Source organism: Kitasatospora sp. NPDC056731 (genome assembly GCF_040687675.1).
In the GTDB taxonomy this organism is placed as follows: Bacteria; Actinomycetota; Actinomycetes; order Streptomycetales; family Streptomycetaceae; genus Kitasatospora.
Window position 1 is genome coordinate 1 of record NZ_JBFBNR010000084.1, and the last position, 15901, is coordinate 15901.

13 protein-coding genes are annotated in these 15901 nt (G+C 72.5%); 3 read left to right on the top strand and 10 right to left on the bottom strand.

The annotated features are described in order from the left end of the window. Positions 1–415: 415 nt before the first annotated feature. The gene (gene tyrS, locus AB0R04_RS38255; RefSeq protein ID WP_363378737.1) at positions 416–1687 is read right to left on the bottom strand and encodes a tyrosine--tRNA ligase; all 1272 of its coding nucleotides are present in this window, start codon (positions 1685–1687) and stop codon (positions 416–418) included. A 292-nt stretch (positions 1688–1979) separates the two neighbouring features. Here tyrS and AB0R04_RS38260 point away from each other — a divergent pair, with 292 nt between their 5' ends. Further along, positions 1980–2522, top strand: a complete 543-nt coding sequence (locus tag AB0R04_RS38260) for an HNH endonuclease (RefSeq protein ID WP_063349641.1) — start codon at positions 1980–1982, stop codon at positions 2520–2522. Between the two features lie 33 nt (positions 2523–2555). Here AB0R04_RS38260 and AB0R04_RS38265 read toward each other — a convergent pair whose 3' ends face one another. The 6 genes from AB0R04_RS38265 to AB0R04_RS38290 all read right to left on the bottom strand — a co-directional run bounded on the left by AB0R04_RS38265 (position 2556) and on the right by AB0R04_RS38290 (position 8473). Further along, entirely contained in the window at positions 2556–4529 is a 1974-nt protein-coding gene (locus AB0R04_RS38265) for a PQQ-binding-like beta-propeller repeat protein (protein WP_363378724.1), read from the bottom strand. A 93-nt stretch (positions 4530–4622) separates the two neighbouring features. Continuing rightward, on the bottom strand, positions 4623–4928 hold the full coding sequence (locus AB0R04_RS38270; protein WP_063349639.1) for a 4a-hydroxytetrahydrobiopterin dehydratase: 306 nt from the start codon (positions 4926–4928) through the stop codon (positions 4623–4625). 171 nt (positions 4929–5099) lie between these two features. Next, the gene (locus AB0R04_RS38275) at positions 5100–5858 is read right to left on the bottom strand and encodes a sulfite exporter TauE/SafE family protein (protein ID WP_363378727.1); all 759 of its coding nucleotides are present in this window, start codon (positions 5856–5858) and stop codon (positions 5100–5102) included. Positions 5859–6033: 175 nt separating this feature from the next. Next, on the bottom strand, positions 6034–7083 hold the full coding sequence (locus AB0R04_RS38280; RefSeq protein WP_063349637.1) for an SPFH domain-containing protein: 1050 nt from the start codon (positions 7081–7083) through the stop codon (positions 6034–6036). Positions 7084–7093: 10 nt separating this feature from the next. Continuing rightward, positions 7094–7504 carry an NfeD family protein gene (locus tag AB0R04_RS38285; RefSeq protein WP_363378739.1) on the bottom strand — a complete coding sequence of 137 codons (411 nt, stop codon included), beginning with the start codon at positions 7502–7504 and terminating at the stop codon, positions 7094–7096. Between the two features lie 177 nt (positions 7505–7681). Further along, positions 7682–8473 (bottom strand): ABC transporter ATP-binding protein, encoded by a 792-nt coding sequence (locus AB0R04_RS38290; RefSeq protein ID WP_063349636.1) that lies wholly within the window; start codon positions 8471–8473, stop codon positions 7682–7684. A gap of 148 nt (positions 8474–8621) precedes the next feature. Between AB0R04_RS38290 and AB0R04_RS38295 the strand changes: the two genes are divergently transcribed. Beyond that, positions 8622–9425, top strand: coding sequence for a hypothetical protein (locus AB0R04_RS38295; RefSeq protein WP_363378730.1), 804 nt, complete (start codon positions 8622–8624; stop codon positions 9423–9425). A 40-nt stretch (positions 9426–9465) separates the two neighbouring features. Here the strand turns inward: AB0R04_RS38295 and AB0R04_RS38300 are convergent, their stop codons facing one another. The 3 genes from AB0R04_RS38300 to AB0R04_RS38310 form a co-directional block, all read right to left on the bottom strand. Beyond that, a complete protein-coding gene (locus tag AB0R04_RS38300) occupies positions 9466–10143 on the bottom strand; it encodes a response regulator transcription factor (protein WP_363378731.1) in 678 nt (225 codons plus the stop codon). Continuing rightward, positions 10136–11293: a GAF domain-containing sensor histidine kinase gene (locus AB0R04_RS38305; protein WP_063351461.1), complete on the bottom strand. Its 1158-nt coding sequence runs from the start codon at positions 11291–11293 to the stop codon at positions 10136–10138. The genes AB0R04_RS38300 and AB0R04_RS38305 overlap by 8 nt, the downstream gene beginning before the upstream one ends. Before the next feature lie 421 nt (positions 11294–11714). Next, positions 11715–14306, bottom strand: a complete 2592-nt coding sequence (locus tag AB0R04_RS38310) for an FHA domain-containing protein (protein WP_363378733.1) — start codon at positions 14304–14306, stop codon at positions 11715–11717. Between the two features lie 212 nt (positions 14307–14518). Between AB0R04_RS38310 and serB the strand changes: the two genes are divergently transcribed. Further along, complete coding sequence (serB, locus tag AB0R04_RS38315; protein ID WP_363378735.1) at positions 14519–15775, top strand: phosphoserine phosphatase SerB; 1257 nt, start codon at positions 14519–14521, stop codon at positions 15773–15775. Positions 15776–15901: the final 126 nt, after the last annotated feature.

The following is a 15901-nucleotide window of genomic DNA, read 5'->3' on the forward strand; positions in this document are numbered from 1 at the left end:
TGGCACGCTGTTGAGTTCTCAAGGAACGGACACTTCCTTCGGACCGCCTTCCAGCGGGCCCTCCGGGCGCTTCGTTCTTTCGTGTTTCCAGCTTACCAGATGTTTTCCGCCCCGTTTTCCGGAGTTTCATTCATCCGATTTCCCGAACTGGTCGGGCCGCTTTCCGCGACGGCCTCCACATTAGCGCATTTCGGTTGTTACCCGAAATTCACACTCACCACGGTTGACGGAAATGCCAACAAACCCATGTCAATGGGTATCGAGGTGAGGGTGGGTCCCGCAGAGTGGGGTGGCCGCATCAGCGACTCGTTCAACACTAGGCCACCCGGACGACATCGTCAAACACTGAGGGCGGGATCCGGCTGGATCCCGCCCTCGTATGTCGAAGCCGCAGCTCAGCGGCGTCGTGTTTCGGTCACGCCGTAGCCGGAACCAGCTCCGCCGCCGCCAGGTTGCGCTTGCCGCGGCGCAGCACGAGCCAGCGGCCGTGCAGCAGGTCGGCCTCGGCCGGCACCGCTTCCTCGTCCGTCACCTTGACGTTGTTGAGGTAGGCGCCGCCCTCCTTGACCGTACGGCGGGCGGCCGAACGGCTCGGTGCCAGGCCGACGGCGACCAACAGGTCGACCACCGACTGGAGTTCGGCCACCTCGGCCTTCGGGACCTCGGACAGGGCGGCGGCCAGGGTCGGCGCCTCCAGGTCGGCGAGGTCGCCCTGTCCGAACAGCGCCTTGGACGCGGCGACCGCGCGCTCGTACTGCTCGGCGCCGTGGACGAGGGTGGTGAGCTCCTCGGCGAGGGCTCGCTGGGCGAGGCGGGCGGCGGGGCGCTCGGTGGTCTCGCGCTCCAGCTCCTCGATCTCCTCCTTCGAGCGGAAGCTGAAGATCCGCAGGAAGTTGGGGACGTCCCGGTCGTCCGCGTTCAGCCAGAACTGGTAGAAGGCGTACGGGGTGGTCAGCTCGGGGTCGAGCCAGACCGTGCCGGACTCGGTCTTGCCGAACTTGGTGCCGTCGGCCTTGACGATCAGCGGCGTGGCCAGCGCGTGCACGGACTTGGCGTCGGCCTTGCGGATCAGGTCCGTGCCGGCGGTCAGGTTGCCCCACTGGTCACTGCCACCGGTCTGCAGGGTGCAGCCGTAGCGACGGTTCAGCTCCAGGTAGTCCATGCCTTGCAGGATCTGGTAGCTGAACTCGGTGTAGCTGATACCCGCGTCGGAGTTGAGCCGTCGGGCGACGGCCTCCTTGGCGATCATGTTGTTGACGCGGAAGTACTTGCCCACGTCGCGCAGCAGGCTGATGGCCGACATCCCGGACGTCCAGTCCAGGTTGTTGACCATGCGCGCCGCGTAGGGGCCCTCGAAATCGAGGAAGCGCGAGATCTGGCCCCGCAGTCGCTCGACCCAGCCGGCCACCGTCTCGGGGTCGTTGAGGACGCGCTCGGCGGTGGGCTTCGGGTCACCGATGAGGCCCGTGGCGCCGCCGACCAGGCCGAGCGGGAGGTTTCCCGCCTGCTGGATGCGGCGCATGGTGAGGATCTGCACGAGGTTGCCGAGGTGCAGGCTGGGGGCCGTCGGGTCGAAGCCGCAATAGAACGTGACCGGGCCGTCCGCGAACGCCTTGCGCAGTGCGTCCTCGTCGGTGGACAGGGCGATCAGCCCCCGCCACCGCAGCTCGTCGACGATGTCCGTCACGGTCACGCTTCTCCTTCGATCGGGCGCCCGCCCGGTGGCGGGCCCGGTTCTCTCGGACCCCGGGTCGGTACGACTCCAGCGTGGTAGAGCCTACGCGGTCGGGGCCAGCGGGTTTTCCCCGCGCGTCGTGCCGCACTCCTCCCCCGGCCCCTCCGGCGCCTGCCCGATACCGGAAATTCCGTTGTTCGTCGGCTGTGGGCCCGTTCAGAGTGGTGTCACCGCCGTGCGGCGGCAGTGACGTGTGTGGAGACGGTCGTGCCGCCGTGGCACGCCCACGGGAAGGGTGTGCCCAGTGCGCAACACGCTGGTTCTGAACGCGAGCTACGAGCCCCTGACGACGGTGTCGCTCCAGCGCGCCGTCGTCCTGGTGCTCCAGGACAAGGCGGTGGTGGAGCAGGCGCATCCGCTGCGCACGGTCCGGGGGACGGGCGTCAGCATCCCGGTGCCCCGGGTGATCAGGCTTCAGCGCTACGTGAGAGTGCCGTTCCGACAACAGGCGCCGTGGTCGCGACGGGGTGTCCTGGCCCGGGACCAGCACCTGTGCGCGTACTGCGGGCGGCGGGCCACCACGGTGGACCACCTGCAGCCCAGGTCCCGCGGTGGGGAGGACAGCTGGTTGAACACCGTGGCCGCGTGCCCGGAGGACAACCAGCGCAAGGCGGACCGGACACCCGAGCAGGCCGGGATGAGGCTGCTGCGCCGGCCGTTCGTGCCGACCCCGCAGGCCACCCTCATGCTGGCGCTCGGCCTGCGCGGCTCGGAGGCCCGGGAGCTGGCCGACTGGCTGCCGGCCGTGCCGGGCCAGCCCGCTCCGACAGCCGTCCCGGCGGCGTGAACGCGGCCGCGAGCCGCGCCCGACGGGGGCGGGCTAGCCCTTCGCCTGGTAGCCCGCCGCCGTGCCGTAGTTGGCCGAGTGCTCGGGCATCACGACCACCCGCCCGCCGCCGATCAGCACCCGCCCGGAGACCAGAAGCGAACCGGTGCCCTGCGGGAAGTTGCCGCCGGTCGCCTCCTGGCCGCCGGCCAGCGGGAACCGGCTGAGGCGGGCGGGCTGGTCGCGGCGTTCGTCGGCGGCGAGCACCAGCGCGCCGCCGTCGACGCCGACCGCCCGGACGGTGCCCTTGGCGGCGGTCGGCGCCTTCCAGCGCTGTTTGCCGGTGTCGAGGTCGTAACCGACCGCCGCGACCGGTCCGCCGCCGTTCGCCGGGACGAGCGTGGTGACCATCGTGCGGTTCTGGAAGAACACCTCGGGGGTGGCCGAGAACGTGCCGTGGGCGACGTCCAGCCGGCCGCCGTCGCCGACCACCGGGATCTCGGCGGCCGGGTCGCCGCCCGCGCCCCAGGCGAACACCCGGTCGTCCTCCGGCTTCTCGCCCGTGGTGAGGACGACGGACGGCTCGGCGGACAGCACGCTCACCGTCTTCGGCCGGTTGTTCAGGCCGCGCCACCAACTGACCTTGCCGTCCGCCGTGTTCAGTGCGACGGCCTGGTCGGCGGGGGTCGAGTCGGCGCAGGAGGAGGCGACCAGCACGGTCTTGCCGGTCACGCCGCCGGACAGGGTGCAGAACTTGCCCTGCCCGGTGTACTGCCAGACGTCCTTGCCGTCCGCGGACTCCCAGGCGACCGCCCGGTCGTCGCCGACCGCGATCACCTTGTCCTCGGTGACGCCGATCCGCGCGCCGTACGCGCCCTTGGCGTCCGAGACGGTCTTCGTCCACGCGGTCTTGCCGGTCTTGGTGTCCACGGCGGCGACCAGCGTGCACGGGCTCTTCGGGTCGGCCTGGGCCCGGAACAGCACCGCGCCCAGCCCCGCCTGGTTGACCCCCGCCGACAGCCCGCACGGGACGGCCCCGGCCGCCGGTGGCTCCACCGACCAGACGGGCTTGCCGGCCGCGAGGTCGTAGGCCCGCACACCGGCGGCGTCGGCGCGGACCACCGCATCGGCCAGCAGCCAGCTGCCGACCAGCGTGTCGTCACCCGACGACCCGGACGCGGCGGGCTGGGCGGACCACACCTTGGTGTGCGCGACGGCGAAACCGGGCTCCCCGCCGCTGGTCGCGGCCGCGTTGCCGCCGCCCTCGGCCCCGACCATCAGGCCGGCCGCGACCAGCACGCCCAGCGCGGCCACCCCGGCGCCGGTGCGCACCAGCAGGGTCCGCCGGCTGGGCACGTGCTCGCCGGTGAGCACCGCCCCGGCGGCGGCCCGGGCCCTGGCCGAGAGCGAAGAGCCCGCCTGCGAAGAACCCGCCCCCGAAGGGCCCGCCTTCGAGGAGCCCGCCTTCGAGGACCTGCCCCGACGGGCGGCAGCCCGCGACGGCGCGACGGGCGCGGCCTCGGGCATCGTGCCCGGCTCGGGCTCCGGCTCCGTGGACGGCTCCACCGGAACGGGCTCGGCGTCCTCAATGTGCACGTACCCGTCGGCCGAGTACTCCGCCCCCACCGGGACGTACAGCCCCTCCCCCGCAGGCTGTTCCGGGACGGCGTACGGCGCGTACTGCTGCTGCCCGTGGTCCGGGAGCGGGTGGTACGGCTGGTACTGCCCCTCGGCGTAACCGCCCTGGACGTAGCCGCCCTGGACGTACCCGGTCTGCCCGTACTGCGGGTCCTGCCCGTACGGCGGGCCCTGCCCGTCCGGCTGCGGGTACGGCAGGTCCTGCCCGTACCCGCCCTGCCCGTACGCCCCCTGGCCGTAGCCCGACGTCGTCTGCCAGTACTCCTGCTGCGGGTGGTCCTGCGGCTGATCCTGCGGCTGCGGCTCCTGGTGCCCGCCGACCGGCCAGGCCTGCTGGCCCTGGGGGTACCACGGCTGCTGCTGGGCGTCTCCGAAGGGCTCCTGCGCCATCCGTTCCCGTCCCTCCCGAGCCGCCTGCCGATGCGGCAGTCAGCATCTCACGCCCGTTCGAGCGCGCCGCCCCGGCCTCGGGGGTCCGGGAGGTCAGCCCGCGGACTCGGCGTTCAGCGCCTCGTCGATGCGGGCGGCCAGGGTGAAGTCCAGGCCGGTCAGCCCGCCCGCGCTGTGGGTGGAGAGGACGAAGCGCAGCGTGCGCCAGCGGATGTCGACGTCGGGGTGGTGGTCGAGCGCCTCGGCCTGTTCGGCGACGGCGACGACCACCCGGATCGCCGCCGGGAAGTCGGGGGCGTCGGCGGCGCGGACGATGCCGTCGCCCTCCCTGGTCCACCGCGGCAGTGCGGCCAGGGCCGCCGTGATCTCGTCCTCGCTCAGCCGTGCCCTGCTGCTCATCGAAGCTCTTCCGTTCGTCGTCTCGTCGTCCGGTCAGGCGTGCACTGCGAGGAACATACCGAGCCGGGGCCCTGCGCACCGGACGACACAGCCGCTGCCGGACAGCCCCCGACGGGCGGCAGCCCCTGACGGACAGCCCCCGCCAGGCGACCCCCGACGCTGCTCAGCTCATCAGCTCATCAGCAGTTTGGTGACCGCGACGAGGCCGACCACCACGATGATCCCGCGCAGCGCGGCCGGCGGCAGGCGGCGGCCGACCTTGGCGCCGAGCAGGCCGCCGACCAGCGAGCCCGCCGCGATCAGGCCGGCGGCCGCCCAGTTGACAGTGGAGGTGAACAGGAAGAACAGCGCGGCGACGCCGTTGACGACCATCGCCAGCGCGTTCTTCACGGCGTTGATCCGCTGCAGGTCCTCCTGGAGCAGCATGCCCATCAGCGCCAGCAGCAGGACGCCCTGCGCGGCGCCGAAGTAGCCGCCGTAGATGCCGGTGAGGAAGACGCCGACGAACAGCAGCAGGCCGCCGTCCGGGTCCCCGTCGGGGCGGCGGCGGGCGGCGACCGCCTTGGCGACCCTGGGCTGGATCACCACCAGGACGAGGGCGAGCAGGATCAGTACCGGGACGATCGTGTCGAAGGCGCCCTTCGGCAGTCTGATCAGCAGCAGCGCGCCGACCAGTCCGCCGAGCAGCGAGGCGGTGCCCAGGCGCAGCAGTCGGTGGCCCTGGCCGGCCAGCTCGCGGCGGTAGCCGATCACGCCGCTGAGCGAACCGGGCACCAGGCCGAAGGTGTTGGAGACGTTGGCGGTGACCGGCGGAATCCCGATGGCGAGCAGCACCGGGAACGTGATCAGCGTGCCGGAGCCGACGATCACGTTGATCATCCCGGCGCCGACGCCCGCCACCAGGACGGCGATGCCCTCCCAGAGCGTCATGGGTCACCTCTCCTCTCGGTCCTGTCCGGGGGGATCATGCCGGACGGCCCACCGGTCGGACCAGGGCCGCCCACGATTCGGGACGTACGCCACAACCGCCACACCCCACGACCGCCACACGCCGGGGGCCCGCCACCGTGCGGTGGCGGGCCCCCGGGCCGGACGGTTCAGCCGGTCACTCCGGGTCGATCTTGCGGTACTCGCGGGCCGGGTCCACCCGGGGGCGGGCGGCACCCTTCTCGGTGTCCACCGGGCGCGGGCCGGCCGCCGGGTCGAGCGGCACCTGGGTGGCCGCGGGGGCCGCCGGCGGCACGCTCGGGGCGGCGACCGCGCCGCCGTTGATGCCGGGGTTGCCGGTCAGCCCGCCGAAGGCGCCGCCGAGGCCCTTGAGGGCGTCGCCGACCTCGCTGGGGATGATCCAGAGCTTGTTGGAGTCGCCCTTGGCCAGCTCGGGCAGGGTCTGCAGGTACTGGTAGGCGAGCAGCTTCTGGTCGGCGTCGCCGTCGTGGATGGCCTCGAAGACCGTCCGGATCGCGGCCGCCTCACCGTCGGCGCGCAGCACCGCGGCCTGCGCCTCGCCCTCGGCCCGGAGCACGTCGGCCTGCTTCTCACCCTCGGCCTTGAGGATCTGGGCCTGCCGCTGGCCCTCGGCGGTGAGGATCGCGGCGCGCTTGTCACGGTCGGCGCGCATCTGCTTCTCCATCGAGTCCTGGATGGAGGTGGGCGGCTCGATCGCCTTCAGCTCGACGCGGTTGACCCGGATGCCCCACTTGCCGGTGGCCTCGTCCAGGACGCCGCGCAGACCGGCGTTGATGACCTCGCGCGAGGTCAGGGTGGATTCGAGGTCCATCGAGCCGATGATGTTGCGCAGCGTGGTGACGGTCAGCTGCTCGATGGCCTGGATGTAGCTGGCGACCTCGTAGGTGGCCGCGCGCGGGTCGGTGACCTGGTAGTAGATCACCGTGTCGATGTTGACCACCAGGTTGTCCTGGGTGATCACCGGCTGCGGCGGGAACGGCACGACCTGCTCGCGCAGGTCGATCCGGTTGCGGACCCGGTCGATGAACGGGACGACGATGTTCAGGCCTGCGTTGAGCGTCCGGGTGTAGCGGCCGAAGCGCTCCACGATCGCGGCGCTGGCCTGCGGGATGACCTGGATCGTCTTGATCAGCGCGATGAAGGCCACCACGACCAGGACGACCAAAACGATAAGGACGGGTTCCACGGACTCTCCCCTAGACGACCAGGGCGGTCGCGCCCTGGATTTCGACGACGTCGACCTGCTGCCCCGGTTGGTACACGCTGTCCGGGTGGAGCGCGCGGGCCGACCAGATCTCGCCGTTCAGCTTGATCCGTCCGCCCTCCCCGTCGACGGTTTCCGCGACGACCGCGGTGGCGCCCTGGAGCGCCTCGATGCCCATCTTGATGTGCGGGCCCTGCCGCAGCTGCCGGTAGGCGATCGGGCGGACGAAGACCAGCAGCGAGACCGAGACCGCGATGAAGACCAGGGTCTGCCAGACCGCGTCTCCGCCCAGCCCGGCCACGCCGGCGGCCGCCAGCGCACCGACCGCGAACATGGCGAACTCCGGCATCGCGGTAAGCACCAGCGGTATGCCGAGCCCGACGGCGGCCAGGAGCCACCAGATCCAGCTGTCCACGTGTCCATCCTAGGGAGCGAAGGGCCTTCGAGGCGGACAGTTCCCGCAGGTCGAGGGGCGGAAACCGGTCGCGCGTGCGACCGGTCCCCGGAAACCCGACGACATCGGAGCGTGCGAGGTGCGTACGAGGCGCGTGCGAGGCGCGTGCGAGGTGCGGACGGGGGCTCAGCCCAGCGGCAGGCCCTGCGCGGACCAGCGGTCCCCGTGGCGCTCCAGGGTGAGCGGCAGGCCGAAGCACTTGGAGAGGTTGCGGGCGGTCAGCTCGGTGTCGATCGGACCGGCGGTGAGCACCTTGCCCTGGCGGATCATCAGGACGTGGGTGAAGCCCGGCGCGATCTCCTCGACGTGGTGGGTGACCATCGCCATGGCCGGAGCGAACTCGTCCTGGGCGAGCGCGCCGAGCCGGCGGACGAGGTCCTCGCGGCCGCCGAGGTCCAGGCCGGCCGCGGGCTCGTCGAGCAACAGCAGCTCGGGGTCGGTCATCAGGGCGCGGGCGATCAGGGTGCGCTTGCGCTCGCCCTCGGAGAGAGTGCCGAACTTGCGGCCGGTGAGGTTGGACATGCCCATCCGGTCGAGCAGCGCGAGCGCGCGGGACTCGTCGAACTGCTCGTAGGTCTCCTGCCAGCTGACCGTCATGCCGTAGGCGGCGGTCAGCACGGTCTGCAGCACCGTCTGCTCGGCCGGCAGCTTGTCGAACATGGCGGCGCCGGCCAGGCCGATCCGGGAGCGCAGCTCGAAGACGTCGACCTCGCCCAGCTTCTCGCCCAGCACCGACACCTTGCCCGCGGTCGGGAACAGGTAGGTGGCGGCGATCTGCAGCAGGGTGGTCTTCCCGGCGCCGTTGGGGCCCAGGATGACCCAGCGCTCCCCCTCGGAGATGGACCACGAGACCTGGTCGACCAGCGCGCGTCCCTCCCGGACCACGGATACGTCCACCAGCTCCAGCACGTCGCTCATGCCTACGCCTTCCCCAATACAAGAATTTCGGCCGTCGGTGCGGGCGGCGAGCCTACTCCGGCAGCCGGTGGGCACGGGGTGGGTGCGCCGCACACGCATGGGCAAACCTACGCCACGCGGATGACCACCGATTCCGTAGGCTGGCCGGATGCTCGCGACTCCTCCCGACAATCCGTACGAAGAACCCCGTTCGGGGCGGCTGACCGCGTGGGGCAACGCCCTGCTGGCCGGTCTGGTGCCGCCGGACAACGCCGCCGCGGCCGTTCTGGGCGACGACGAGAGCCACCGGGTGACCGGACTGCCCGGGGACGGACCGGGCGAACGGCACGGCCTCACCTGGGCGCTGGGACGGCTTCGGGTGCTCGGGGTGAAGGGCCTGCGACTGGCGCTGCCGTCCGCCGGGCACCCGCTGGGGCTGACCGGTCCGGCACCGTTCAACGAGCGGGCGATGGGCGTCGGGGAGGCGGTGCTGGCGGTGGGCGTCCCGCTCGGACTGGTGCCGGAGGTGGAGGTGTTCGGCCCGGCCGGGGACCGTTCGGCGACGGTGCTGTGGCACTGCCTTGAGACCAACGACACACCGCCGGCCGACGTCCCGTCGCTGCACGAGGCCGAACGGGAGCTGGCCGACGGGCTGCGCGAGGCGACGCTCCTGCTGACCCGGCTGGACGTGGCGGGCGCCGGGCCGGAGGCGCTGCGGGCGCTGGAGGCGTACCGCCGGCGCGGGCACGCCGAACTGCTGGCGCCCGGGTACCCGCCGCGTGCGGTGCGGGTGCTGGAGTCGGCCCGGCAGGTGTCGGCACTGCTGGCGATCGCCGCGGGCGGGCACGGCGCGGCGGTCAGCGCCTCCGAGATGGCGGCGCGGCAGGCGGTGCTGGCGCCGCTGCGGCGCACCGCCCGGCGGGCGCAGGTGGCGGCGTACAACGCGCTGGTCGACGAGCGCGAGGACCGCTGAGCAACCGGGAACACGTGCGGACCGCTGAGCAACCGGACCGCTAGGACGGGCCGCCGTCCCGCGCCTCGCCGTTGCGGACGGCCCACAGGGCCGCCTGGGTCCGGTCCGCCAGGTCCAGCTTCATCAGGATGTTGGAGACGTGGGTCTTCACCGTCTTCTCCGACAGGTGCAGGCTGCGGGCGATCTCCCGGTTGGAGCGGCCGTCGGCGATGTGGCCGAGGACCTCGCGCTCGCGTTCGGTGAGGGTGCCGCCGCGGCCCTGCGGGGCGCGCGGGCCGTCGTCGGCGAGCAGCGCCTCCGCCAGTTCGGGCTGGAGCAGGACGTGGCCGGCGTGCACCGAGCGGATCGCGCCGGCCAGCGCCTCCGGGTCGACGTCCTTGTAGACGTACCCGGCGGCGCCGGCCCGCAGCGCGGGGACCATCGTGCGGTGCTCGGTGAAGCTGGTGACGATCAGGATCCGGGCCCGGCTGCCCTCGCCCTTGAGCGTGCGCAGCGCCTCGATGCCGTCGACGCCGGGCATCTTGAGGTCCATCAGGACGACGTCGGGGTCGAGTTCGCGGGCGCGGTCGACGCCCTCGGCCCCGTCGGCGGCCTCCCCGACCACCTCGATGTCGTCCTGGACCTCCAGGAAGGTGCGCAGCCCGCGGCGGACCACCTGGTGGTCGTCGACCAGCAGGACGCGGATCGACGGCGTGCGGTCGGGCGTGCGGTCAGGCACCGGGGACCTCCATCTCGACGAGCGTCCCCCGGCCGGGGGCGGACTCCAGGGTGAGCGTGCCGCCGACGGCGGCCGCGCGGTCGCGCATCGAGGCCAGGCCGAGATGGCGCCCGGCCCGGCGGACGGACTCGGGGTCGAAGCCGTGTCCGTCGTCGCGCACCCGCAGCACGGCGCCGCGCGCGGGCGTGCCGGCCAGGGTGACGGTGACGCGGCCCGCACCGGAGTGGCGCAGCGCGTTGTGCAGCGCCTCCTGGGCGACCCGCAGCAGCGCGGCCTCCTGCGCGGGCGGCAGGGCGCGGACGCCGTCGGCGGCGAAGGCGACGTCCGCGGTGTGGGCCCGGTCGAGGACCTGCACCTGGGAGGCGAGGGTGGCGCTCAGCCCGTCCTCCTCCAGGGCGGCGGGGCGCAGTTCGACGACGACGGCGCGCAGTTCGTCGGCGGCCTCGGCGGCGAGCCGGGCGACCTCGGCGAGTTCGGCGCGGGCCCGGGCCGGATCGCGGTCGACGAGCGTGGCGGCGGCCTTGGCGGTGAGCCGCAGCGAGAAGAGCTTCTGCGCGACGGCGTCGTGCAGGTCGTGGGCGATGCGGGCGCGTTCGCCGGCCAGGGTGAGTTCGCGGCTGCGCTCGTACAGGCGGGCGTTGGAGAGGGCGAGGGCGGCGTGCGCGGCGAGTATCCGCAGCAGTTCCTCGTCGTGGTCGGTGAACAGGCCGCCGCCGCGCTTGTTGGCGAGGAAGATGACGCCGGTGACCTGCGGTTCGTCCTCGGCGGCCTCGGCGTCCAGGATGGGCATGCCGAGGAAGGCGTCCATCTCGGGGTGGGCGGCCGGCCAGCCGCCGAAGGCCGGGGCCTTGCGGACGTCGGCGAGCCGGGTGGGGCCGGTCTCGTGCAGCATCTTGGCGAGGACGCCGTGCTGGCGGGGCAGCGGGCCGATCGCCCGCCACTGCTCGTCGGTGACGCCGTCGACGACGAACTGGGCGAAGCCACCGTGGTCGTCGGGCACGCCCAGGGCCGCGTACTCGGCGCCGAGCAGGTCGCGGGCGGAGGCGGTGATGCGGCGCAGCACCTCGCGGACCTCCAGGTGCCGGCTCATCGCGAGCAGCGCCTGGCTGACCGCCTCGATGCCGGCCAGGCAGGGGTCGCAGCCGGGCATCGGGCGGGCGGGGCCGCGCAGGTCGAGGTGCGGGCCGGCCGGGCTCCGGTGGTCGCTGGGCGTGCTGGGCATACCGCCAAACTACCGCCGCCGCGGGCGCCGCCGCGTCGGTCCGCGGCCGGGGTGGGCGCAGGTCCGGGGACCTAGGTCCTGTCCGGTCGATCTTGGCGGATCAGCCCGCGGCGTTGGGCGCCCGGCTGGGCGTGCGCCCGGACCGCCCTCGTACTGGACGTACTTGGGCGATTCGGGCGTGCGTCCAGCCGGGATGCCCGGCGTCGCGGGCCCGCCAAGATCGGCCGGACAGGGCCTCAGTCTCGGGGCCCGCGCAATGGAGGAGGGGCGGCTCTCCGGTGACGGGAGGGCCGCCCCTCGGCGGGCGGGGCGAAGGCGGGCGGGGCGAGGGCGGGCGGGGCGAAGGGGGTCAGCCCTTCTGCATGACCTCGGGCTCGTGGCGGCGCTGGAGCCGGGTGACGATGACGCCGATGACGATCGAGATCGCGATCAGCGCGCCCGCGTCGATCGCCCACTGGGCGACGCTGCTGGTCCACAGCGGGTCGTACTGGGGGTTCTGGAAGTCCTTGTTCCAGGGGCCCATGAGCTTGGACAGGTCCAGTGTGGTGGCCACGATGCCGGTGCCCCAGCGGGCCGGCATCAGCCAGGCGGCCTGCTCCAGGCCGGGCTTGCCGAAGAGCTGGAACAGGCAGCCGGTGAAGACGACCTGGATGATGGCGAACATGACCAGCAGCGGCATGGTCTTCTCGGCGGTCTTGACCAGGGCCGAGATCATCAGGCCGAACATCATCGCGGTGAAGCTGAGCAGGATCATGCCGATGGTCATCTCGATGATCGGCAGGTCCTTGACGATCAGGCCGTGCTCGGGGAGCTTGCGCGGCAGGAAGCCGACCGCGGCGACGATGGCGCCCTGGATCACGCTGAAGAAGCCCAGCACGATGATCTTGGACATCATGTACGCCGAGCGGGAGAGCCCGGTGGCCCGTTCCCGTTCGTAGATGGCCCGTTCCTTGATCAGCTCGCGGACCGAGTTGGCCGCTCCGGAGAAGCAGGCTCCGATCGCCAGGATCATGAGAATCGTCGCGGCCCCGCTGTTGAGGTGGAGCTGCGTGTTCGGGTTGGGTGCGAGGCCCGCCCCGTTGGGGACCAGCACGCTGACCGCGCCGATGACGGCGGGCAGCAGCACCGACAGCGCCAGGAAGCCGCGGTCCGAGGCGAGGACCGACATGTAGCGGCGCATCAGCGTCCACAGCTGCGAGCCCCAGCTCTGCGGCTTCGGCGGCCGGACGGCCTCCTGGGCGACCTGGGCGTGCTGCACCTCGCCCGACTCCACGTCGGGGGCGGAGTACTGCTGGTAGTGCACCGAGCCGCGGTAGCGGCCGGCCCAGTCGTGGTCCGGGTAGTTCTCGAAGGCCTGGAAGACGTCCGCCCAGGTCTCGTACCCGAAGAAGTGCAGCGCCTCGTCCGGCGGGCCGAAGTAGGCCACCGCACCGCCCGGCGCCATCACCAGCAGCCGGTCGCAGAGCGCGAGTTCGGCCACCGAGTGGGTGACGACCAGGATGGTGCGGCCGTCGTCGGCGAGGCCGCGCAGCATCTGCATGACCTCGCGGTCCATGCCCGGGTCGAGGCCCGAGGTGGGCTCGTCCAGGAAGATCAGCGACGGCTTGGTGAGCAGTTCCAGGGCGACCGAGACGCGCTTCTGCTGGCCGCCGGAGAGTGCGGTGATCTTGTTGTCGGCGCGCTTGTCCAGGCGCAGCTCGTACAGCACCTCGTCGATCCGGGCCGCGCGCTCGCGCGCCTCGGTGTCGCCGGGGAAGCGCAGCTGGGCCGCGTACTTGAGGCCGGAGCGGACGGTGAGTTCCTTGTGCAGGATCTCGGACTGCGGCACCAGGCCGATGCGCGAGCGGAGCTCGGCGAACTGCTTGTAGAGGTTGCGGCCGTCGTACAGGACCTCGCCGCGGTCGGCCGGGCGGTAGCCGGTGAGGGCGCGCAGCAGGGTCGACTTGCCGGAGCCGGACGGGCCGATGACGGCGACCAGGGACTTCTCCGGGACGCCGAAGCTGACGTCGTCGAGCAGGATCTTCTTGGCGCCCTTGTGCTCGACCTCGACGGTCAGGTGGCGGGCGGAGAAGGAGACCGCGCCGGTGTCGACGAACTCCTGGAGCTGGTCGCCGACCAGCACGAAGCTGGAGTGGCCGACGGTCAGCCGGTCCTGCGGGCCCATCAGCTGGCGCTGCACCCGCTGGCCGTTGAGGAAGATCCCGTTGTGGCTGCCGAGGTCGACGATCTCGTAGCGGCCGTCCTGGAGCTGGCGCAGCTCGGCGTGGTGGCGGGAGACCTGGAGGTCGGAGACCACGACGTCGTTGTCGAGCGCGCGGCCGATCCGGACGGTGCGCATGGCGGCGGTCAGGTTGCGGATGATCGTCGGCTGCGGGCCGGCACCGTCCTGCGGGTCGGGCGGGAAGGCCTGCTGCTGCGGGAAGCCGCCCTGCTGGGGCTGGGGCGCGTGCTGCTGCTGTTGCTGTTGCTGCGGGAACGGCGGCTGGGGCCGGCCCGCCCAGGCCTGCTCGGGCTGCGGCGGGTAGGGGGCCTGCGGCGACCAGCCCTGCTGCGGGGCCGGCGGCTGGGGCGCCGGCGCGGCGCTGCGGCTGGTGGCGGCCTCGTGCCAGGCGGGAGCCTGCGGGGCGGCGGCGTGCGGGGTGGCGTGGGCGGGCGCGGAGAAGCCGAGCCGGGGTCCGTTCTCCGGGTTGCCGAGGTTGACGACGGCGCCGGGGAACAGCTGGGCCTGCATCGTCCGGGCACCGGCCGTGTAGGTGCCGTTGGTGCTGCCGTGGTCGTCCAGCTGCCAGCCGCTGCCGTTGAAGGTGATGGTCCCGTGGTGCCAGGAGACCCTGGCGTCGTCGAACGGGAAGTCCGACTGCGGGTTGCGCCCGAGGGTGTAGGACCGCCCGGGCTCCAGAGTCCGCTGCTGTCCGTTGATATCGATGACGAGTTGCGGCACTGCGCGCCTGCCCCGCTCTCTCGGTTCCCCCGAATTGTGCCCCCGACCAGGGGTGCGATGTTTCCGAAACTGACGGGGGGAATCATTCCAGCCTGCTGACCGCCAATAAAAGTCACCCCGGGTGACTGTGACCAGGCTGCTACCCGGCACCCGTCCGCGACGTGGGACGGGTGCTCTGGGCCCGCCGGCCGGCGGGTAGCGTGGGAGGCACCATGAACGCATCGCCCCTGGCCGCTGAGCCCCTCCCCGCCGCCCAGCCCCGGACCGCGGACGAGCGCACCCTGCTCGTCAAGGTGTTCGGCAAGGACCGCCCCGGCATCACCGCCGGCCTCTTCGCCACCCTGGCCGGCTTCGCCGTCGACGTGATCGACATCGAACAGGTCGTGACCCGTGGCCGCATCACGCTCTGCGCACTGGTCACCCCGCCCACCGCCCCCGGCGCCGAGGGCGGGCTGCGGGCCACCGTGCACCGCTGGGCGGAGGAGCAGAAGCTCCAGGCCGAGATCCTCTCCGGCATCGGCGACAACCGGCCGCGCCGCGAGGGCCGTTCGCACGTCACCGTGCTCGGCAATCCGCTGACCTCCGCCGCCGTCTCCGCGCTCACCTCCCGGATCACCGCGGCGGGCGGCAACATCGACCGCGTGTTCCGGCTCGCCAAGTACCCGGTGACGGCGGTCGAACTGGCCGTGTCCGGTGTGGCCACCGACGAGCTGCGGGCCGAGCTGGCCCAGGAGGCGGCCGCCCAGCGGGTGGACGTCGCGGTGGTCGCGGCCGGGCTGGAGCGCCGGGCCAAGCGCCTGGTGGTGATGGACGTCGACTCCACGCTCATCCAGGACGAGGTGATCGAGCTGTTCGCGGCCCACGCGGGCTGCGAGGAGGAGGTCGCCGAGGTGACGGCGCAGGCGATGCGCGGCGAGCTGGACTTCGCCGAGTCGCTGCGGGCCCGGGTCTCGCTGCTGGCCGGGCTGGACGCCTCGGTGACCGAGAAGGTGCGCGCGGAGGTCCGTTTCACGCCGGGGGCGCGCACCCTGATCCGCACCCTGCAGCGGCTGGGCTTCCAGGTCGCGGTGGTGTCGGGCGGGTTCACCCAGGTCACCGACCACCTGGTCGAGGAGCTGGGGCTGGACTTCGCGGCCGCCAACACCCTGGAGGTGGCGGACGGCAAGTTCACCGGCCGGGTGGTCGGCGAGATCGTGGACCGCGCGGGCAAGGCCCGCTGGCTGGCCCGGTTCGCCGAGCAGGCGAAGGTGCCGCTGTCGCAGACGGTGGCGATCGGCGACGGCGCCAACGACCTGGACATGCTGAACGCGGCCGGGCTGGGCGTGGCGTTCAACGCCAAGCCGGTGGTGCGCGAGGCCGCCGACACCGCCGTCAACGTGCCGTTCCTGGACACCGTGCTGTACCTGCTGGGCATCACCCGGGAGGAGGTCGAGGCGGCCGACGAGGTGGACGGCAGCCTGACCGAGTAAGGCCTGAAGACGCACGAGAGGGGCGCGCGGACCTGGTCCGGAATGCCGGGACACCGACGACAAGGTCATGGAGGTCCCCCTCGACCACCTCGCCGACAAGACTCAATACATCCAGTACACCAGCAA

Coding starts and splice junctions, on each gene's coding strand:
- AB0R04_RS38290 (WP_063349636.1), bottom strand. CDS start 8,473: ATGAGCGACGTGCTGGAGCTGGTGGACGTATCCGTGGTCCGGGAGGGA.
- AB0R04_RS38275 (WP_363378727.1), bottom strand. CDS start 5,858: ATGACGCTCTGGGAGGGCATCGCCGTCCTGGTGGCGGGCGTCGGCGCC.
- AB0R04_RS38265 (WP_363378724.1), bottom strand. CDS start 4,529: ATGGCGCAGGAGCCCTTCGGAGACGCCCAGCAGCAGCCGTGGTACCCC.
- AB0R04_RS38270 (WP_063349639.1), bottom strand. CDS start 4,928: ATGAGCAGCAGGGCACGGCTGAGCGAGGACGAGATCACGGCGGCCCTG.
- serB (WP_363378735.1), top strand. CDS start 14,519: ATGAACGCATCGCCCCTGGCCGCTGAGCCCCTCCCCGCCGCCCAGCCC.
- AB0R04_RS38295 (WP_363378730.1), top strand. CDS start 8,622: ATGCTCGCGACTCCTCCCGACAATCCGTACGAAGAACCCCGTTCGGGG.
- AB0R04_RS38305 (WP_063351461.1), bottom strand. CDS start 11,293: ATGCCCGGCTGCGACCCCTGCCTGGCCGGCATCGAGGCGGTCAGCCAG.